We start from the raw sequence: 19,597 nt of genomic DNA on the forward strand, positions 1-19,597 counted from the left end.
CTCGGGCGTGCGTTCTCAGGCGTGCAACAGGGCACGCAGGCGGTCGCGTTCGGCCCGGTCGGCCGATGCCGTCCGCAGGGTGGGCGCGGAGCCGACGAGCAGGCGGGTGTAGACGTGCCGGGGATCGGTGATGACGTCACGGGCGGCGCCGACCTCGACGAGTTCGCCCTGGTAGAGCACGGCGATGCGGTCGGCGATCCCGGCGACGGACCCCAGGTCGTGGGAGATGAAGACGAGGGCCACGCCCGCGGCGCGCAGGTCCTTGAGGATCTGCAGGATCTGCACGCGGTTGGCGGAGTCGAGGGCGCTGACCGGCTCGTCGAGGATGATCAGCTTCGGCTCGGTGACCAGCGCCCGGGCCACCGCGACCCGCTGGCGCTGGCCGCCGGACAGCTCCCCCGGCAGCCGGTCGAGCAGTTCCTCGGAGAGCTGGACGCGGGCGAGGAACGTACGGGCCCGGTCGCCCGCCTCCTGCCGTGGGACGCCCTGGACGAGCAATGGCTCGATGAGGGACTCCTCGACTGTGAGATCGGGGTCGAGGCTGCGCAGCGGGTCCTGGAAGACGTACTGGACGACACCGCGGCGGCGCAGGCCGCGCCACTGACGGCTGCCGTACGCCCCGACGTCCTCGCCGCCGATGACGATCCGGCCCGCGGAGGCGCGCACGAGACCCAGGACGGTGCGGGCGAAGGTGGACTTGCCCGATCCCGTCTCGCCGATGATGCCGACGGTTTCACCGGGCGCGACGCTCAGTGAGACGTCGTGCAGGGCGCGGCGGCGCTGTCGGCGCGGTCCGTAGTGCACTTCGAGCCCGGTGACCTCCAGGACCGCACTCTCGTCCGCCGTGGCGTCGGTGGGCTGTTCCCGCACGTGTTCGGTGGTCACGATGTCTCCTGGGGCGTGAGGAACTTCTCCAGGCCGTAGCTCTCGTGTTCGGCGATGAGCAGCCGGGTGTACTCGTGGCGGGGGTGGTGGAGCACCTCGCTCGTCGTGCCCTGTTCCACCACCTCGCCCTCGCGCATGACGAGGACCTCGTCGCACAGCTGGGCGACGACGGCCAGGTCGTGGGAGACGACCACCAGGGCGAGACCGGCGCTTTCGCGCAGTTCGGCGAGCAGGTCGAGGATCTCGGCCTGGACCGTGACGTCGAGCGCGGTCGTCGCCTCGTCGGCGATGAGGATCCGCGGGTCGGCGGCGATCGCGGCGGCGATCAGGACCCGCTGGAGCATGCCGCCCGAGAGCTCGTGGGTGTACTGGCCGTAGACCAGCTCCGGATCGCGCAGCTGGACGGCCTGGAGCAGTTCGACGGCACGGTGACGTGCTGCGCGCCGCTTCAGACCCGTCTTGACCCGGACGACCTCGGCGATCTGCGCGCCCACCCGGATCGAGGGGTTGAGGTAGGACGCCGGGTCCTGGAAGACCGCGCTGATCGTGGCGCCGCGCAGGGCCGTCCACTGCTGGGGTGTCAGGGTCGCGATGTCGGTGCCGGCGATCTCGATGGACCCGGCGGTGACCTCGAAGTGCGGAGGCAGGATGCCCAGCGTGGCGCGGCAGGTGAGGGTCTTGCCGCTGCCGGACTCGCCGACGATGCCGACCGTCTTCCCCGGGGTGAGTTCGAAGCTCACCCCGTGCACGATCTCGCGGTCGGTGACCTGGTCACTGATGCGTACCTCGCGCACGGCGAGCACGGGTGCGGCCGTCGCGACAGCCGTACGGGACTCGGTGCCGGGCCCGTCGTGAGGCCTGGTGCCGGGCTTGGTGGCACTCAGGGTGGTGCCGGGGGCGGCCTTCTCGGACAGCGTGGTCATCACGCACCTCCGGTGGATACGGGGTCGGTCTTGTCGAGGCGATTGGCGCGGGCCTTGCGGGTGTTGACGAAGGCCCGGCCCGCTTCGCCGGAGACGTCGCGGATCGCGTCGGCGAGCAGGTTGCTGGCCCAGACGGTGATCATGATCAGCACCGCGGGGGCGAGCGGCGCCCACGGCTGGTAGCTGAGGTAGCCGAGGTCGGAGGCGAGCAGGCCGCCCCAGGTGGGCGCGGGCGGCTGGACGCCGATGCCGAGGAAGGTCAGGCTGGAGACGATGATGAAGCCGACGCCGATGGTCTGGGCGAGCGCGACGGCGATCGGAGGCAGCACCTTGACCCAGACATGGCGGCGGACGATCCAGCCGACCGAGGCACCCGAGATGAGCGCGGCCTCCACGTACGGGGAGCGGGCGACGGCCAGGGTGGCGGCGCGGGACACCCGGTAGAAGAGCGGGGAGACCAACGCGCCGGTGACGAGCATGGCTTGGGTGATGCCGTTGCCGAGCAGCGCGATGACGGCGACCGCGAACAGCAGGAACGGCAGGGCCACCAGCGTGTCGGCCAGCCGCAGGGTGATCCATTCGAAGGTGCGGCCGAGGTAGACCGACAGGATGCCCGGGATCGCGCCGACGACCAGTGCCATCAGGGCCACTTCGAGGGAGCCGAGCACGCTGACACGGGAGCCGTCCAGGAGTCGGCTGAAGGTGTCCCGGCCGAGGTAGTCGGTGCCGAGCCAGTGGGATCCCGAGGCCGCGGCGAGGGTGTTGTCGCTGGTGGCGAGGGGGTTCTGCGGGGCGAGCAGCGGGCCGAGGACGGCCAGCAGCGCGATCGCGGCGAGGACGGCCACGGCGATCCGGCCGGATGTCAGGGTGAGGACGCGGCGCACCATGGTCATACCCCCCGCTGGGATGCCGGCGTGACACGTGCCAGCACCAGGTTGACGATCAGGTTGAAGAGGACGACCAGGACGATCGACACCACGAGGACGCCCTGCACGGCCGGTACGTCGCCGGCCTGGGCGGAGTCGTTGGCGAACCTGCCGAAGCCCTGGAGGCCGAAGATCCACTCGGTGACGACGGAGGCGCCGACGAGTGCGGGGAACTTCAGGCCGAGGGTGGCGAGGGCCGGCCCGATGCCGTTGCGGAGCACATGGCTCAGGAAGATCCGACGGGGACTCAGACCCCGTACCACCGCGCCCGTCACGTAGTTCTCCCGGTAGGCCGCGACGAGACTGCCGCGGAGCTGGCGGGCCACGTCCGCGACGACGTCGAAGCTGAGCGCGAGCGCCGGGAGCGTGATGTGCGCGAGCCAGGGGCCGAACCCCTGTTCCGCCGGGATGTATCCGGCGGAGGGGAACAGGTGGAGCCCGACGGCGAAGACCGCGACCAGCACGATGCCGACGACGAACGCGGGCATCACCGAGATCAGGGTGACGAAGCCCGTGATGGCACGGTCGATCCAGGTGGTGCGCTTCAGCGCGGCGACCGTACCGAGGACGAATCCGAGGACCACGCCGATGATCAGCGCGAACGTCGCGACGGACAGGCTCACTCCCAGGCCCAGGCCGATGAGTGTGGAGATGTCGGCGCCGTTGGTCCAGCTGGTGCCGAGCTGTCCGTGCAGGACACCGGTGAACCAGTCCCAGTACTGGACCAGGAAGGGCCGGTCGAGACCCCACTGGGCCTCGACCCGTGCGATCGCCTCGGGTGTCGCCTCCTCGCCCAACTGGATCCGTGCCGGGCTGAGTCCGCTCATCGACCGCAGCGCGAAGGTCACGAACGTCGCGACCAGGAAGACGGGCACGAAGATCGCGACCGACCGGGCCAGGGTGACCAGGAGGCGGCCGAGCGTGTGCCGCACCCTGGTCACGACGACCCCGCGACGGCGGGCAGGCGGGGCCTGTTCCGCGGTCGTCGTCATGGGGTTGCCCCTCTCTGTGTGGTGGGTTGTGCAGTGAGTTCTGTACGGGCGTTCTGTACGGGAGTTCCGCGGTCGGGGTGGGGCGGGTGTCAGTTGGCGCCGTCGATGGTCACGCCGGTCCAGTCGATGTGGGCCGGGTTCTTCGGCAGGTCCGAGATCGACTTGCTCTTGGCGATGAGGTTCGGCTGGGAGTAGGTGAAGACCAGCGCCTTGCTCTCAAGGCCCGCCCGGGTCGCCGCCTGGAGCACCTTCGTGTAGTCGGGGGCGTCCAGCGGGGTCTCGCGCACCTTGGCGATGGCGGCCTCGAAGCCGTCCGGCTCGTAGGGCGTGCTCAGGTTCAGCGGGCCGTTGGGGCCGAAGTGGGCGGTGAGGGTCTGCGCCGCGGAGTCACGGCCGGTGGTCCCGTACAGCGAGAACGTCAGGTCCTTGGCGAAGAACGGGGTGGCCCAGTTCTTGTCGATCTTGATGGTGACCTTGATGCCGACCTTGGCCAGCTGCGACTGGACGATCTCCGCCTGGGGGTCCTCCGCGGGGATGACCAGGTTCAGCTTGATGTCGCCCCACTTGTATCCCGCGTCGGCGAGGAGCTTCTTCGACTTCGCCGGGTCGTACGGGTAGGCGTCCTCCGACTCGGGGTCGTAGGCCTCGTATCCCTTCGGGAACGGCTGGTCGGTCACCTCGCCGTAGCCGAAGGTCAGCTTGTCGACGAACTCCTTGCGGTTGACCGCGTGGCGTACGGCGTCGACGACCTTGTCGTTGTCGAAGGGTGCCTTGTTGACGTTGAGGCTGAGGTTGGAGGCGTTGAAGCCCGGCTGTACGAAGACGTCCAGGCCGGCCTTCTTGGCGGCGGACGCCTGACTCGGGTCCAGGTCGGCGAAGTTGTAGACGCCGGTCTGCAGTCCGGAGACGACGGTGGAGGCGTCGGGTGCGGAGGTCAGCTCGACGTTGTCGATGTGGATGTTCTTCGCGTCCCAGTAGTCCGGGTTCTTCTTCAGGAGCGCCTTGGTGCCCGGGATCACCTGGGTGACGACGAACGGGCCCGCGCCGACCGGGTTCTGGTCCAGCTTCTCGGGGTTCTTCGCCGCCTTGGGGCTGGCGATCTGCAGCACGCGCTGACCGAGCAACTGGGGTATCTGGTAGTCGACCTGGGTGAGGTGCAGGACCGCGTCCAGGCCGTCGGCGTCCACCGACTTGATGGAGGTCAGGTCGCCGAAGAGCGCCGAGTTCTTCTGCTTCTGCGCCCGCTCGATGGCCGCCTTGACCGCGGCGGCGTCGACCGGCTCGCCGTCGCTGAACTTCAGGCCGGAGCGCAGGCGGAAGGTGATCTCGTCACCCTTGTCGTTGTACTCCCAGCTCTTGGCGAGGTCGGGAACGGCCTTGCCGCTCTCGTCCGTCCGGGTCAACGAGGCGTAGGCGAGGGCGAGTTCACGGAACTGCGCGCCGCTGCCCCCGACGACCGGGTCCCAGTGGGTCGGGAAGTACGAGGAGGTCCACTTCAGCGTGGAGCCGCCGCCCGACGCGGCGGAGTCACCGCCGCAGGCGCTCAGCACGGGAGTGAGCACGGCGACGAAGGCGGTTCCGAGGGCTGCGGCCCGCAGGCGGCCTGCACCTCTGGACGAACGGCGGTCCGGTCCGGGGCGGCGGGTGATGAGGTGAGCGGGCATCTCGTTCTTCCTGTGGCGGGCTCCGGCCGGAGCCGGGGCAGCTGGAGCAAGGCAGAAGGACCGGCCCCTCCCCGTACGGAACGTCGACTCGGCCACGGACGGGCTGCACGGACATGCCGGGCAAAGTGCCGGCGCGCACTCGGGGCGCGGCCGGCGCTCAGGGCAGGAGCGCGCAGGCTTGCGGGTCAGCGGAGCTGGAGGAGTCGACGGGCACGCGCAGGGGAGCGGGCCAGAAGGCGAAGAAGGCGTGCGACGGGGCACGGAGAGGAAGACGCAGAGGCGAGCACGGCTCGGTCGAGCACTGGACAGCCAGTGCTGCAGGCAGCGGTCAGGCGTCTGCGGGCCGGGGGCGGCGAAGGGTCAGCGACAGAGTGCGCTGCTGGTGCGCCGCAGGTCCACGTAGCGGCACACCACACCGGGGTGCGTCGTGAGCATGGTGCTCATCCTGGGGTCTGCCGCAACCGACTGTCAATGGACACCAATTGGTGTCTCATTGGGCGGGACGGCGTTCGCCGCAGATCACAGCCGTGCCCGTCTCGGCTCGGCATCGGCTCAGCGGGCTGCGGGGTGCACCGCGGCCTCATCGGGGTGCAGCCACAGGGGCCCGTTGCCCGTGTCCACCCGCACCGCGCCCGGGGGCGGCCAGTGGCCGTCCGTCAGCAGCAGCCGCTCCGGATCGGTCAGGCTGCGGTAGTGCTCCAGCGCGTCCGCCGCAGGGAGCGGCGTGGGGGTCGTCAGCAGTCCGGGGCTCAGTTCCCCGACGGCAGCCGCGTACTGCTCGAAGGGCCGCCAGCCGGGTACGACGCGGTACTCGCCCTGTTCCCCCGGCGTCCGGACGAGCAGGGTCGGCAGCGCGTACCGGTAGCCGCCCTCGGTGGTCTCCTTGGCCGCGCCGGGGTGCGGCGACCCGTCCTGCGCGCCCCGCGCACCCTCCGTGCCCTGCGCACCCTTCGCCGAGAGCACCTCGGCCACCGGGCGGCGCGCCTCCAGCCGGTCGCCCCGCACCTGCTCCAGTACCGCCCCGGAGGCGGCGTCGACCGCCAGCCGCCGCGGATCCAGGCCGGGTACGCCCCGAACCGCGGCCAGCGCCGACTCGGTGGTGTCGGCCGGTTCCCCGAGCACGAAGACACTCTCCCGCAGCCGGCGCAGCACTCGCTCGGCCACCTCCACCCCTTGCGGTTCGGCGGCCTTGGCCACGAGTGCGGCGGGCCAGGAGTCGGCCGGCATGCGGCTGAGCCGTACCGCCCGGGGAGCCTGGCTGTGCGAGCTGATCTCCTCGACGTACCGCGCGTACCAGGCGGTCTCCGCCGCTGGGTCGGGCGGCGGATCGTCGTCGTGGTCGAAGAGGATCGCGTACGCCCGCCGCCAGCGGACCCGGCCGGCCAGCGCCGCCCGCAACCTGCGGAAAACGGGCTCCGACCCCCAGGCCCAGGGGCACAACGGGTCGGTGTACTCGACGACTTCGACCGATGCCGACGACGGTGGCGGCGGCGGCGAGGGTTTCAGCTGCGGCTGCCACTGCGGGGCGTCCGTCACGCGGCGCCCCTCCGGGCCAGCCCTTCTGCCGCTCCCATCGCCCCCATTGCTCCCGTCGCTCTCGTCGCTCCGGTTGCGCCGGCTGCGCCTCTGGCGAGCAGCGAGGTCAGGGTCACTCCGCCCAGGACGGCCGCGGCCCCGGCCTCGACCTCTCGCCACACGTCGGGCAGCCCGGCGGCGGGGCCCGGATAGTCGAGGCCGGCCAGCGGCTCGCCGCGCAGAGTGATCAACTCGCCGTCCACGGCACGCGTGACGTCCAGCAGGGTGATCTCCTCGGCGGATCTGCCGAGCCAGTAACCGCCCTCGCAGCCACGCTGGCTGCGCACCAGGCCGGCTCTGCGCAGTTCACCCACCACGGACTTCAGGAAGCGGAACGGGATCTCCTGCGAGGAGGCGATGGCTTCACAGGTGAGCGGACGGGAAGGTTCGCGGGCGAGCTCCAGCAGCGCCCTCATGGCGTAGTCCGCCTTCGCGGAAATATGCATGCGCACATCATGCCTGAGGAGCGGGTCGGCACGAGGGTCTTCGGCCGCTTGTTTCCAACATTGCGGGAACATTGCCGCAGGTGAAAGCCAAAGGACACCTCTTGACATCCTTTTCAGGACCGCTCTAGCGTCGCGCCATGAGCGAGCCGCTGACGACCCCCGGTGAGGGCTTCCACCCTCACCTCCACGACACTCCGGACCACCCGGCCGCATCGCTGCGCAGCCGTCTGCACCACATCCGCGCCGACTCCCTTGACGGTGACACCGCGCAGAGCGGCGGCATGCGCAGGTTCGCGGCCGTCAGCGGCAAGAACGTCGGCTCCGAGAAGCTGTGGATGGGCCAGACCCATGTGGCGCCCTCGACGGCTTCCTCCGACCACCATCACGGTGAGTCCGAGACCGCCATCTACGTGGTGAGCGGGCACCCGGAGTTCGTCTTCATCGACGCCTCGGGCGACAGCGAGGAACCGCAGGAGGTACGGCTGCGCACCTCACCCGGCGACTACGTCTTCGTCCCGCCGTTCGTCCCGCACCGGGAGGAGAACCCGGACCCGGACGACGAGGCGGTGGTCGTCATCGCCCGCAGCACCCAGGAGGCGATCGTGGTCAACCTCCCCCAGCTGTACGCGCTTTCGCCGGACGAGGCCTGAGTCGGCCAGCGGGTGAGCGGAACGGCGTGAGGGTCTGGGTGCCTGGGCCGAGTCAGGCGACCAGCGTGAGTCGGGTGACCGGGGTAAGTCAGGTGACGGGGCCGGACGGTCGGGCGCCCGCGGCGAGCAGCAGGTCGATCGTTTCCGGGTAGGGCCCGGCCGTGGCCCACTCCAGCGGGGTACGGCCCGTGCCGTGGTCCTCGCGGAGACGGGGATCGGCGCCGTGGGCCAGAAGTGCGCGAACCGTCTCGGTGTGGCCCCAGCATGCGGCCCCGCACAGAGGTGTGCCTTCCGTGCCGTGTCCGCTCTCGGTGTCGGGCCGGGCCCCGGCTGCCAGCAGGCACAGGACGTTCCCGGTGGCACCGTGGACCGAGGCGGCGTAAAGGGGCGTGGTGCCTTCGGTGTTGCTCGCGCCGGGGTCGGCCCCGGCTCGCAGGAGAGCACGGATCTCGCCGCTGTCGCCGAAGGTCGCCGCGCTGACGAGACGTCGGGACAGTTTCTTCTGCTGCCGCCTGTTCACAGTTCTCCAGAGCGACCGGTGAGTGGACGGGGGAATCGGAAGAGCCTCTTCGGCTCAGCGGAACTCATGGACCACCTGGATCCTGCCGACGATGTGCGCGTTGAAGTCGTCGAGTTCCCCGGCCGGTACCCACAGCTCAAGGATCGTCCGCCCGCCCGCCTGCTGGACCGGGTACCTGCGTACGAAGTCGGAGTCGACCTCGAAGCGGGTGACGAAGCCGGCACCGTCGTGCTTGACGTTCCAGTCGCGCGCGATCCTGACGGCGTAGTCCTCGTTCAGGACCGGGTAGAAGATCGGCTGCTCGGGAAGCCGGGGCGGCCACGCGCGCCACTCCGACTCCCGTACCAGTTCCAGCTCCTTGGGGCCGGTGGGACGCCACAAGGTCGTCGTCGCTCGGAGGCGGGTCACTGGAATCACTCTCCGCACGAGGCGAGGCAACCGCTGCCGCGGTCCGCCGGGAGCCCGACGGTATCGACAGCCCCGGTGGGACGGCCACCGAGTTTCCCCCTTCTCAGGCGGCCGGTTCCCCAGGTGACCGGCCTCTCAGACGGCCGGCTTCTTGTCGGCGGCCGACTCGTTGCGGTGGCGTACGAAGACAGCCGTGGGTATCACCATCACGAGCAGGGCGATGCCGCCGACGAGCAGTCCGAGGTGGACGGCGTCGGTGAAGGCGCGGGCGGCGGAGTCCGCGACCGTGCGGGCGAGAGCCGGCGGCAGCCCTGCCGTCGAGCCGCCGTGCACCGCGCCGTCGGTGATGCGCGCGGCTTCTGGGCCCGGAACGCCCGCGGAGGACAACCGGTCCTCCAGATAGGGAGGGAACCGGGTGGTGACGATCGTTCCCAGCACGCTGGGGCCGAGAACCGCGCCCAGTTGCCGGAACATGTTGACCGATGAACTGGCCATGCCCGCCTGGAGCCGCGGAACGCTGTTGACCGCGGCGGCGGTGGACGGCGCCGTCAGCAGCGCCGATCCGACCCCCGCGACGAGCAGGCCGGGCCACATCGCGCCGTAGCCGGTGAAAGGCCCCGTGCGCAGCAGCATCAGGGCTCCGCCGCCCAGGACGACGAGGCCCCCGGCCAGCGTGAGCTTGAATCCGATCCGCTGGACGAGGCGCCCCGCGAACGCGCTGACCACGATGTAGGTGGCGAACATCGTCAGCAGCCGGACACCGGTGCCGAGGGCCGACACGTGCTGCACCCGCTGCATGTACAGCACGGAGAGCAGCGCGATGCCGACGAAGCCGAACATGGTCGCCGTCGCCACACCCATCACGGTGGCGTACGACCGACTGCGGAACAGCCGCAGATCCAGCATGGGGTCGTGATGGCGGGCCTCGGCGAACAGGAACAGCGCCAACGACACCGCGAAGACGAGGTACGCCCCGATGATCCGGCCGGATGTGTATCCGGCCGAGGCGCCCTCGATGATCGCGTACGTGCCCGATGCGAGCGCCACGGTCGACAACGGGACGCCGATCAGGTCGAGTTGCCGCGTCGGGTGCTTGGACTCGGTCACCAGCAGCGGCGTCAGGACCATGGCCACGGCACCGATCACGACGTTGATCAGGTACACCGAGTGCCAGGAGAAGTCGGCCAGGAGCAGGCCCGCGCCGAGCGGACCGACGGCCAGGCCGAGTCCGGAGCAACTGGCCCACGCGCCGATCGCCTTGGTCCGCTCCTGCGGATCGGTGAACGAGTGGCTGACGATCGAGAGGCTGGCCGGGAGCACGGCCGCGCCGCCGATGCCCATCACCGCTTGTGCCGTGATCAGCAGGCCCGAGCTGTCCGAGGCGAACGCCAGCAGGCTGCCGGCCGTGAACACCGCGGCCCCGCCGAAGAAGACCGCGCGACGCCCCACCAGGTCGGCGAGCGTTCCGGCGGACATCACCAGGGTGACGACGACCAGGGAGTACACGCTCGTCACCCAGACCAGCGCGCTCGTCGACGGCTGCAGATCCCGCTGGATCGACGCCAGCGCGGAGATCGTGGACGAGACGTTGACGAAGGCCATCATCACGCCGAGGCACACGGTGAGAACGCCCGGCCAGGGGCGGGAGGGGGTGCCCGCGGACCCGGACCCGGACGTGGGCCGGGGCCCGGCGGAGGCGGCAGTGGAGGCGGAGACGTGCGGGGCGTCCGGGCTTCTGGTCGCGGCGCTCCCACCGGAAGGCTGACTAGTGCTTTGCATAGCCAGGGACGGTAGCACCCTGACTTCTGAAAACGCTAGCCAGGCTAGAATGGCCTCATGAGCATCGACGGCCTGAGTGACGACGACACCGTGTTCACCCTCGCGGGAGACTTCGCCGACCGGGACGCCTGGACCGCGACCGGATGGTGCGCCGTCGAACGGTCGCTGGAGTCGATCGGCACCCGGTCGGCGATGATGCTGGTGCGGGAGGCCTTCTACGGGGGGCGCCGCTTCGACGAACTGGTCCGGCGCACCGGACTCGCGGAGACCGTGGCCTCCAAGCGGCTGCGGCAACTGGTGACCGACGGGCTGATGGAACGGCGGCCCTACCGCGAGCCCGGCACCCGCACCCGCCACGAGTACGTGCTGACCGACCGGGGCAGGGCCCTGTTCCCGCTCTTCGTGGCGTTGATGCGGTGGGGACAGACGGCCGACGGTGAGCAACGCGGGGTGGACCTGGTGCACGCCGACTGCGGCGCCCTGCTCGTCCCGAGCGTCCACTGCGAGGCCGGCCACGACGTACCCATCGAGGAGACGGTGGTGCGACTGGTCCGTGACCTCGCGCCGAAGTCCGGGGCCACGGACTCCGAGTAGTCCACGAGCCGCACGGCCGCCTTCGACCGGCCTACCCACCCGATCCCGCCCCGGGCCTCGCGGTCCACGCAGCCGCGACGAGGCGAAAACGTCCGCCACGTGCGCACGCCATGCTTCTACGGCCCACGGCCGCCAGTGGCGGTGCGCGGTGGCCGCCTCCGGCGCCGGGTTCGGCAGCGCTTCGGGAGGAGTGACGCGAGAGGGCCCGGATCAGAAAGATCCGGGCCCTCTTCGACAGTAGCGGGGACAGGATTTGAACCTGCGACCTCTGGGTTATGAGCCCAGCGAGCTACCGAGCTGCTCCACCCCGCGTCGACATCGCCTACCGTACGCCATCGTCGCGGGCTCCGATGACCACCCACCGCGACCGCGGGGCGCGGGCACGGCGAAGCCGACCCGTGCGGAGATCCGCAACGGCGCCCGGACCGGCTGTGAATCGGTTGCGAACGCGGGTAGTTGAGGAAAGCACCCGGCATGTTCGGGTGCGGCGGCCGCCGTCTTCTGTCTGCGATGACGGCGGCCGCCGGCGCGAGGACTCGCGTCGTCCCCTGATGCGAGTCCTCACGCAGGATCGTCCCCACGGCATTCGGGGCGCGCGGGAGTGCGCCCCAACTCGAAAAGCCGGGAGGACGAGGGACCGGGGTCCGCGCTGAGCATCGCGGGATGCGGACTCCGGTTTCCCTGTTGGCGTGGTGGTCTCTCCGGGCCCGGGGGCTGGGGGCCAGACGCACGGGCCCGCTGCGGCGGGCCGGCCGGCTGCCCGTGAAGGAGCCGGTGCTTCTGTCCGAGATCTTAGAACGTCGCTGGTACGAGGCAAGAACGCGTTTCGGCCCCGACGGGCGGGGCGTGCCGGATCGTGTGAGGTCGGCGGTGGGTCGGCGGGATCCGTGCCGCGAAGGCTGATGGCTGGGTCCGGTGTGCCGTGCGCGCACCTCTGCTGCGGAACCGCGGACCCGCGTCCGGATCTTGACCTGCGCTACGACGCCACCGCGGGGCCGTCGATAATCGCCTCAGGGTGACACCCCGCGAGGCGCGGGCACCATGATCGGAAGGACGGCAGGCGATGGTCTCGTACGTCATCATCCCCGGGATCGACGGCTCGGACGAGCGGCACTGGCAGAGCTTGTGGGAGAAGCGGTGGGAAGGCTCGGCTGTCCGCATCGCGCCGGCCTCCTGGAGCAGGCCCGAGCTGCCGGACTGGGTCGACGCGCTGCAGGCCGCCTACGAGACCGCAGCACGTCGTGACAGCCAGGTCGTGCTGGTGGCCCACAGCCTCGGCTGCTGGACGGCCGCCGAGTGGTTGGACCGGGTGCGGCCCGCCGGGGTCACGGCGTTCCTGGTCGCGCCTCCGAATCTTCGGGGTCCGACGTTCCCGAGCCGGGAGGCGTCCACGTTCGCGGACCTGACCGCTCGCCCCCTGCCGTGCCGGAGTCTGCTGGTGGCCGGCGGCGACGACCCGTACTGCGATCCGACGACGTCCGCCGCGATCGCGCGCGACTGGCAGGCGGAGTCGCATTTCTTCGAGAACGTCGGTCACATCAACTCAGGCAGCGGTCTCGGCGACTGGCCCGCCGGACTGAAGCTCCTCGGCATGCTGGGAGAGCAGGGCCGGACCTCGACCCGCTGACCGGATCGGTCCGCTTCCGGACCCGATGCGGCATGTCGCGACCCCGCTCGCGTGGCTCAGACTCTGGGCATGACCCGAGCACTGATCGTCATCGATGTCCAGGAGTCCTTCCGCGCCCGCCCGCTGTGGGCGACGATCTCCGACCCGAAGATCGCCGACCAGGTGAACCGGCTGGTCCGGCTCGCCCGGCAGGCCGGGGATCCCGTGGTGTGGGTACTGCACTGCGAACCCGGCAGCGGCGATGTCTTCGACCCGGCCCTCGGCCATGTCCGGCTCATGGAGGAACTGGAACAGGCGGACGGTGAGCCGCTGATCCACAAGACCTCGCACAACGCCTTCACCACCACCAACCTCCAGCAGTTGCTCACCGAACGCGGTGTCCGCGAACTCGTCGTCTGCGGCATCCGCACCGAGCAGTGCGTGGAGACCACCACCCGCGTCGCGAGCGACCTCGGTTACCAGGTCACGTTCGTCACCGACGCGACCGCGACCAACCCCATCCCGCACCGCGACGCCCCCGACGATCAGAGCGTCGCGGACCTGCTGGCCGACCCCCGTACGCTGTCCGCCGACGAGGTCATCGAGCGCACCGTGTACGCCCTCGCGGGACGCTTCGCCACCATCGCGACGGTCGATGAGCTGGAGGCCGCGGCGGGACATCAGGCATGATGACCGGATCGTGAGTCACATCGTCTTCTTCCTCGTGCCCGGGGTCCATCTGCTGGATCTGGCCGGCCCCGCGCAGGTCTTCTCCACGGCCGCCGACTTCGGGCACCCGTACACCCTCTCCTACGTCGCCGAGCGGCCCGAGGTCCTCACCGCGCAGGGGCTGCCGCTGGTGGCCGGGCTCGACTGGCCCGAACTGGGGCCCGAGGACCTGATCGTGGTGCCCGGTTGGCGGGCAGGCACGCTGGCCGACAGCCCCGCCATCGGTGCGGCCTCCCTGCAGGCCCTCCGGGACCACCACACCAGGGGCGGGACGGTAGCCAGCGTCTGCGCCGGGGCCGAGGCGCTCGGCCGGGCCGGCCTGCTGGACGGCCGTCACTGCACGACCCACCACGACGTACAGGACGAGTTGGCGCTGCGCCATCCCCGGGCGCTGGTCGTCCGGGACGTCCTGTTCACCACGGACGACCGGGTGGTGACCTCGGCCGGCATCGCCAGTGGCATCGATCTCGCCCTGCACCTGATCGCGACCCGGCACGGTCCGGCCGTCGCCGCCCAGGTGGCCCGGGACATGGTCGTCTACACCCGGCGCAACGGCCATGAACCGCAGTCGAGCATGATGCTCCGGCACCGTTCCCACCTCGACGACACCGTGCACCGGGCCCAGGACCTCATCGACGCCCGTTTCGACCAACCGCTCCCCCTGCCCGCCCTGGCCTCCGCCGTGGGCGTCAGCGAACGCACCCTCACCCGTCTCTTCAGCGGCGCCACGGGGCTCACTCCCCTGCGCTATCAGCAGACCCTCCGCCTTGAGCGCGCCCAGCACCTCATCAGCCACGGCGCGACCATGGACGCCGCTGCCCGCTCCGTGGGCTTCGAGGACCCCCGTATGCTGCGGCGCCTGCGCGCCCGCACGACCTGATCCCGGCGGTCAGGTCAGGGAGCCCCGCACCTGCGGGTAGGTCACGTCGTCGGGCAGTCGGTGGCCGAGAGCGGTCAGGCGTGACGCGACGTCCGCCGGGCTCCTCCCTGTCAGGCTCGCGCTGCGCAGGACGTGCTCCAGGTGCACGTCGTCCAGGAACGATCGGTCGACCGTCGCCAGCAGCCGGATGTCCGCCTCGTCGGCGACCGCCGGAAGCTTCGCGTTCCCGTGCAGCCAGTGCCCCAGCTCCGCGAGCCGCCCGGCGACGTCCGAGGGACTTCGTCCCGTGGCCAGGGCCGCGCGCAGGATGTGGGCCACCGACAGCCCGACGACCGTGTTCTTCACCAACCAGGGTCTGCGGCCGTCCAGTTGCTCGCTGAGGATGGTGAGGTCGTCGGCCTCCGGGGAGTCGGGGACGACCGATCGGACGCAGCCCAGTTCCTCCAGCCGGGCGGCGATCTCCACCGGAGGGCGCCCCAGCTCCTGTGCGACAGCGAGAATGTGCCCGAGAGGTGGTTCCCAGTACAGCCAGCGCGCCCCGTGTTCTCCGGAGGACCTGAGGAGCAGTTCGTCCAAGGGGTCAGGGGTGAACGGCAGCCGGATGCCGAGGGCCACGAGCCGCATCGCGGCGGCGTACGGACTGCACGCCAACTCCCTTGCCGATCCCAGCACTTGGTGCGCCCGTATCTCGTCGCCCCAGTCGAGCCACTTCCCGTGGCTGCCGCGGCCGGTGCTGATCAGTACCGGGTCGCCGCGATGGGGGGACTCGGGCAGCGGCCGGTCACCGCCACCGAGCCGGTAGCCGAGAGCGGTCAGGCGTCGTGCGACGTCGGCGGGGCCCCGGTCGGCCTGTCCCGCCGATTCGAGTACCTGGCGCAGGGACACCGGCCTGTCCACATCGAGCCAGGTGACTCCGTACTCCGCGCTCGTGTCCCTGATCAGCGGTACGTCGTCCGGGTCGACGGCGTCCGGCAGGGGAGCTTCGGGGTGCTGGATGTCGGTGTGTCCCAGGGCGGTCAGCCGTGTCACGACAGCCGTGGGCTTGCATCTCAGCACGGCGGCCGCGTGCAGCACATGCCCGTACGGCACCTGTTCGTCAGGGCTCAACCAGGGGACGCGGCCATTGAGTTGCCGACTGGCGACCCGGAGGTCGTCCGGGTCCTGGGACTCGGGTGCGCGGTACATCGTGCGGCCTTTCTACGGCGGTGGACAGGACGGCGGGACGAGACAGAGGAGAGGAGGTGGGGTCGGCTGCCGCGGTCACTCGCCGACCGCGATGTATCTCCCGTGCTCCTGCCCCCATTCCTCATCGCCGCCGTCGTCCTCCTGCCGGGCGGTCAGGTCCACCCGGACGCCCTTCGGCTCCAGCTCCGTCCAGAGCCGCAGCATCATGGCGTGGCTGAGGAAGTGGTGGGAGAGGTCCAGTTCCCGCAGGTGGGTGAGCGGCTGGCCCTGCAACAGGGATGCCGCGCCTTCGTCGGTGAGCATGCCCAGTGCCAGACTCAGAGACGTGAGCCGGGGCACGACGGGCGCGGAGGCCAGGGCGGCGGCCAGCTCGTCCTGGATCGGACTGTTCTGCAGCCCGAGGTGACGCAGCGCGGGCTTCCTCTCACCCCTGAGCAGGGGAGCCAGGTCCTCGGCCGTCGTCCCACCGCCGTAGTTGTCGTCGCCCAGCCAGAGGTCCAGGCGCTGGAGCGAAGGCAGATCGGCAGCGGCGATCTGCGCCGCCGCCTCAGGGGGCAGCCCGCCGGACTCGACGCGCAGCGTACGGAGTTGCGCGTGGCCCGTCTCGGGAAACTCCAGGCCCTCTCCACCGCGCAGGGCCAGCTCCCGAAGGCCGGGGAACGCCTCCAGGACGGGCGCGACCGACCCCAGGAAGATGCTGGAGATCATCGCCTGCTCGTCCTCCAGATCCCCGAGGAAGAGCGCTTCGAGCCCCGTCAGCCGGGACCGGAGGCCGAGCAGGGCGTCGTCGGAGAGACCGCCGTCACCGTCGTACCAGGGTTGGCCGAATACCAGTGCCCGCACCTTCTCCAGCTCCACCGACTCGGTGAAGCGCTCCCAGTAGACATTCACACGCGTCCCGTAGTCGGCCTCGCGAGACAACTCCCCACACTCAAGGCGCCAGGCGACCGAACCCGGGTCGGGCAGATCCGCCGGATCCACGTACGGCGAGAACGTGTGGGCCGGCAGTCCGTAGAACTGCTCGACGTGGTGCACATACGACAAGACGTGGCTCCAGTCACTCCGAACCCGGCAACGGTTCACTGTGTTCTATCAGCCACCTCTGACAACCTTCTCCGGCAACCACCTCTCACCACCACCTTCGGCGACCGCATGTGACAACCACCCCGGAAGGCCATCCCGGAAACCAGGTAAAGTTGCGGCCGTGCTTGGGAAATAGGCACGCGTCCTCCATGACCTTCACACGTTCCACGTGAGGCTCATGCGAGTGTTCCGTCGCACCCAAGCCGCTGTAAGGAAGACCGTGCCGTGAGTCAGGAATCCCCTCACCCACTCCCCCGCAACACCTCTCGTTCCGCCGTCTCACCGCAGACGGGTGAGACGCTGGGGCAGCGCAACCGACGTCTGGCACACATCGGTGTCGCCCACGCTCAGCGAGTACTGACCGACCGTTACCACCTCGCCTCACAGCAGGAGGCGTTCGAACTGCTGCGTCAGACCTCACAGCAGTTCAACATCAAGCTCCACACACTGGCCGATGCCGTACTGCACACCGCGGGCCCCGACACGGGCGCCGAGCTGTGGTTCCCCCACCGCACCCGCTACAGTCCGCCGCCGCTCCCGAACCTGGCCGTGGACGAGTCGAGCCGTACCAGCCACGGAGCGGTGCTGAACAGCGCGATGCGGCGCGTACTGCACGTCGCCGAGACCACCATGGGCAATGTGCAGCTGTCGGAGCAGGGGATGCTGCGTCTGGAGAAACACACCGGGCTGAACCAGGAGTTCACCGAGTTCTTCGCCTTCGTTCGGGATTCCACGACGTCCTGCGCGAAGGCCGCCGAACAGGGCCAGCAGATCACGGTGAAGGACGTGGCGGTCGCGGACATCTTCGACGACCAGTCCCGGCACACGATCCTGCAGGCGGGCAGCCGGGCCACCCACAGCCTGCCGCTGGTCAGCCGCGGGAGCCGGGTCGTGGGCATCATCTCGACCCATCACGAACTGCCCCTGACCGACTTCTCCCGTGCGCGGCTCGCCGCCTTGGAATCCGTCGGCACACAAGTGGGCCGCTGGCTGCTCTGGCACCGGCACACCATGGTCCTGGACGCCCTGGAACACCTCCATGCCGCCGCGACCGCCACCGCTCGGGGCGACCAGCCGGATTGACCGGACCGACTGAACCGACCCGCGCACCTGCCGCCCTGCCGACCCGCGGTCATGTCAGCCCGGCGACCAGTTCGTCCAGGCTGTCCGACCGCAGGTCGAAGGTGTCGGTCGCGTTCGGTGGGTCCCCGACCGGTCGCCGGACATAGGCGGTTCGCATTCCCACCGCCTGTGCTCCGCGGAGATCCCACGCGTGGGCGGCGACCATCAGCACACGCTCCGCCGGACAGCCCGCCGCGTCGAGCGCGAGCCGGTAGACCTCCGGTGCGGGCTTGCAGGCCCGGGCATCCTCCGCCGACAGGGCCTGGTGCCAGCGCAGTCCGGCGTACGCGTTGAGGCGGAGCAGAGTCGCGCGGCCCGCGTTGGAGAGTCCCAGTACGGGAAAGCGACGCGCGAGGCGCGCGAGTCCGGCGAGGGAGTCTTCCCAGGGCTTCGAGCGTCGGCTCGCGGTGGCCAGTCGCTCGAAGGCCGCGGGGTCGGTGAGCCCGAGCCGGTCGGCAACGCGTCGAGCGGCCTCACGGTCGATGATCTCGCTGTTGGCGTACGCCCGGTCCTTCTCCGCGATGCGCCGCTGCTCGTGCTCGACGTGCTCCTGCCATACGGCGAGCAGTTGGTCGACCGTGACGTCATCGACCGTCACGTCGTCGACCGTCATGTCTCCGACCGCGGACGCCGCCTCGCGGATGGCCGCCCGAATTCCGCCGGGCTCGTCGACCATCGTCCCGAGGACGTCGAAGACGACAACCTCGATGTCGTATGCCTCAGCCATCTGCTGCCCCCATCTACTGCCTCTGTCATCTGCGCTCCCGGTTTTCGAGGATTGTCGTCCGGCATTTCGTCACCGGTCAAGCCAGTGACGTACGCCTCGGCGAGCAAAGAACATGTTCGTGACGAACTTGTTTGCTACGAACATGTTCGTTACGCTTGAAGCATGACAGAGCGCCCCAGGACATCGACCAGCAGGCGGGAGCGTCCGGCGAAACCGGCGCTGACCCGCGACGGGATCGTCGCGACGGCAGTCGCCCTGATGCGGGCGGAGGGTCTGGAGAAGGTCACCATGCGGCGCCTTGCGCAGGAGTTGGACACCGGCCCGGCCTCGCTGTACGTGTACGTGGCCAACACCGCCGAACTGCACGCGGCCGTACTGGACGAGCTGCTCGGAGAGGTCGAGCTGAACCCCGCCGAGGTGGACAAGGGCGCAGGCGGGGGCGACTGGGCCGCGAGGCTCGTGCGGGTGCTCACCTCCTACACCGGCGTCCTGTTCGAGCACCCGGGCCTGGCCCGCTCGGCCCTGACCGCACGCCCCAGCGGCGAGCACTACCTGCGACTGCTGGAACGGCTGCTGGCGATCCTGGACGAGGGTGGCGTTCCGCGTACGCAGGCCGCCTGGGGCGTGGACGTACTGCTGCAGTTCGCCACCGCCACGGCCGCCGAGCACTCGACCCGCTCCCAGTCCCCCGACACCGCGGACGAGTGGGACGCGCTGACCCGCGCCGTCCACGGTGCCCCCGCGCGAACCCACCCCCACCTGCACACCCTGGCGGGAAGCCTCCTGTCCGGGTCACCCGAGGACCGCATGGCGTGGTGCTTCCGGATGCTCATCAACGGCATCACCCACACCCCCACCCCGACATCGGACACCGACCGCGCCGACAGCGCCGACAGCTGAGGT

20 protein-coding genes and 1 tRNA gene are annotated in these 19,597 nt (G+C 70.3%); 7 read left to right on the forward strand and 14 right to left on the reverse strand.

Annotated elements, in window-relative coordinates:
* Positions 1-15: 15 nt before the first annotated feature.
* The 7 genes from OHS59_RS04050 to OHS59_RS04080 all read right to left on the reverse strand — a co-directional run bounded on the left by OHS59_RS04050 (position 16) and on the right by OHS59_RS04080 (position 7,411).
* Entirely contained in the window at positions 16-885 is an 870-nt protein-coding gene (locus tag OHS59_RS04050; RefSeq protein WP_328492000.1) for an ABC transporter ATP-binding protein, read from the reverse strand.
* A complete protein-coding gene (locus OHS59_RS04055; RefSeq protein ID WP_328492001.1) occupies positions 882-1,808 on the reverse strand; it encodes an ABC transporter ATP-binding protein in 927 nt (308 codons plus the stop codon). The genes OHS59_RS04050 and OHS59_RS04055 overlap by 4 nt, the downstream gene beginning before the upstream one ends.
* Positions 1,808-2,695: an ABC transporter permease gene (locus OHS59_RS04060; RefSeq protein WP_328499044.1), complete on the reverse strand. Its 888-nt coding sequence runs from the start codon at positions 2,693-2,695 to the stop codon at positions 1,808-1,810. Before OHS59_RS04060 ends, OHS59_RS04055 begins: the two co-directional genes overlap by 1 nt.
* Positions 2,696-2,697: 2 nt before the next feature.
* Entirely contained in the window at positions 2,698-3,726 is a 1,029-nt protein-coding gene (locus OHS59_RS04065) for an ABC transporter permease (protein ID WP_328492002.1), read from the reverse strand.
* An 89-nt stretch (positions 3,727-3,815) separates the two neighbouring features.
* Positions 3,816-5,390: an ABC transporter substrate-binding protein gene (locus OHS59_RS04070; RefSeq protein WP_328492003.1), complete on the reverse strand. Its 1,575-nt coding sequence runs from the start codon at positions 5,388-5,390 to the stop codon at positions 3,816-3,818.
* A gap of 552 nt (positions 5,391-5,942) precedes the next feature.
* Positions 5,943-6,896: a DsbA family oxidoreductase gene (locus OHS59_RS04075; RefSeq protein WP_328499045.1), complete on the reverse strand. Its 954-nt coding sequence runs from the start codon at positions 6,894-6,896 to the stop codon at positions 5,943-5,945.
* A gap of 26 nt (positions 6,897-6,922) precedes the next feature.
* Complete coding sequence (locus OHS59_RS04080) at positions 6,923-7,411, reverse strand: RrF2 family transcriptional regulator (protein ID WP_328492004.1); 489 nt, start codon at positions 7,409-7,411, stop codon at positions 6,923-6,925.
* A 137-nt stretch (positions 7,412-7,548) separates the two neighbouring features.
* Here OHS59_RS04080 and OHS59_RS04085 point away from each other — a divergent pair, with 137 nt between their 5' ends.
* The gene (locus OHS59_RS04085; protein ID WP_328492005.1) at positions 7,549-8,061 is read left to right on the forward strand and encodes a cupin domain-containing protein; all 513 of its coding nucleotides are present in this window, start codon (positions 7,549-7,551) and stop codon (positions 8,059-8,061) included.
* A gap of 88 nt (positions 8,062-8,149) precedes the next feature.
* On the opposite strand, the gene OHS59_RS04090 is transcribed toward OHS59_RS04085, so the two are convergent.
* From OHS59_RS04090 to OHS59_RS04100, 3 genes are all read right to left on the reverse strand, one after another.
* Complete coding sequence (locus tag OHS59_RS04090; RefSeq protein ID WP_328492006.1) at positions 8,150-8,581, reverse strand: ankyrin repeat domain-containing protein; 432 nt, start codon at positions 8,579-8,581, stop codon at positions 8,150-8,152.
* A 54-nt stretch (positions 8,582-8,635) separates the two neighbouring features.
* The gene (locus OHS59_RS04095) at positions 8,636-8,989 is read right to left on the reverse strand and encodes a hypothetical protein (protein WP_328492007.1); all 354 of its coding nucleotides are present in this window, start codon (positions 8,987-8,989) and stop codon (positions 8,636-8,638) included.
* Between the two features lie 135 nt (positions 8,990-9,124).
* Entirely contained in the window at positions 9,125-10,768 is a 1,644-nt protein-coding gene (locus OHS59_RS04100; protein WP_328492008.1) for an MFS transporter, read from the reverse strand.
* Between the two features lie 57 nt (positions 10,769-10,825).
* Between OHS59_RS04100 and OHS59_RS04105 the strand changes: the two genes are divergently transcribed.
* Positions 10,826-11,362: a winged helix-turn-helix transcriptional regulator gene (locus OHS59_RS04105; protein ID WP_328492009.1), complete on the forward strand. Its 537-nt coding sequence runs from the start codon at positions 10,826-10,828 to the stop codon at positions 11,360-11,362.
* Positions 11,363-11,600: 238 nt separating this feature from the next.
* Here the strand turns inward: OHS59_RS04105 and OHS59_RS04110 are convergent.
* Positions 11,601-11,674, reverse strand: a tRNA-Met gene (locus tag OHS59_RS04110).
* A gap of 751 nt (positions 11,675-12,425) precedes the next feature.
* On the opposite strand from OHS59_RS04110, the gene OHS59_RS04115 reads away from it, so the two are divergent.
* From OHS59_RS04115 to OHS59_RS04125, 3 genes are all read left to right on the forward strand, one after another.
* Positions 12,426-12,989 carry an RBBP9/YdeN family alpha/beta hydrolase gene (locus OHS59_RS04115; RefSeq protein ID WP_328492010.1) on the forward strand — a complete coding sequence of 188 codons (564 nt, stop codon included), beginning with the start codon at positions 12,426-12,428 and terminating at the stop codon, positions 12,987-12,989.
* Positions 12,990-13,058: 69 nt separating this feature from the next.
* Entirely contained in the window at positions 13,059-13,658 is a 600-nt protein-coding gene (locus OHS59_RS04120; RefSeq protein WP_328492011.1) for a cysteine hydrolase family protein, read from the forward strand.
* A gap of 10 nt (positions 13,659-13,668) precedes the next feature.
* Complete coding sequence (locus tag OHS59_RS04125) at positions 13,669-14,577, forward strand: GlxA family transcriptional regulator (protein WP_328492012.1); 909 nt, start codon at positions 13,669-13,671, stop codon at positions 14,575-14,577.
* Positions 14,578-14,586: 9 nt separating this feature from the next.
* Here the strand turns inward: OHS59_RS04125 and OHS59_RS04130 are convergent, their stop codons facing one another.
* Together OHS59_RS04130 and OHS59_RS04135 are read right to left on the reverse strand one after the other, a co-directional pair.
* Entirely contained in the window at positions 14,587-15,762 is a 1,176-nt protein-coding gene (locus OHS59_RS04130; RefSeq protein ID WP_328492013.1) for a wHTH domain-containing protein, read from the reverse strand.
* Between the two features lie 75 nt (positions 15,763-15,837).
* Entirely contained in the window at positions 15,838-16,797 is a 960-nt protein-coding gene (locus OHS59_RS04135) for an STM4015 family protein (protein ID WP_328499046.1), read from the reverse strand.
* A gap of 273 nt (positions 16,798-17,070) precedes the next feature.
* On the opposite strand from OHS59_RS04135, the gene OHS59_RS04140 reads away from it, so the two are divergent.
* The gene (locus OHS59_RS04140; RefSeq protein ID WP_328492014.1) at positions 17,071-17,928 is read left to right on the forward strand and encodes a GAF and ANTAR domain-containing protein; all 858 of its coding nucleotides are present in this window, start codon (positions 17,071-17,073) and stop codon (positions 17,926-17,928) included.
* A 49-nt stretch (positions 17,929-17,977) separates the two neighbouring features.
* Here OHS59_RS04140 and OHS59_RS04145 read toward each other — a convergent pair whose 3' ends face one another.
* Positions 17,978-18,694: a haloacid dehalogenase type II gene (locus tag OHS59_RS04145; RefSeq protein WP_328492015.1), complete on the reverse strand. Its 717-nt coding sequence runs from the start codon at positions 18,692-18,694 to the stop codon at positions 17,978-17,980.
* 162 nt (positions 18,695-18,856) lie between these two features.
* Between OHS59_RS04145 and OHS59_RS04150 the strand changes: the two genes are divergently transcribed.
* Positions 18,857-19,594, forward strand: coding sequence for a TetR/AcrR family transcriptional regulator (locus OHS59_RS04150; RefSeq protein ID WP_328492016.1), 738 nt, complete (start codon positions 18,857-18,859; stop codon positions 19,592-19,594).
* Positions 19,595-19,597 lie beyond the last annotated feature (3 nt).

Origin of the sequence: Streptomyces sp. NBC_00414 (assembly GCF_036038375.1) — a bacterium.
GTDB lineage: Bacteria > Actinomycetota > Actinomycetes > Streptomycetales > Streptomycetaceae > Streptomyces.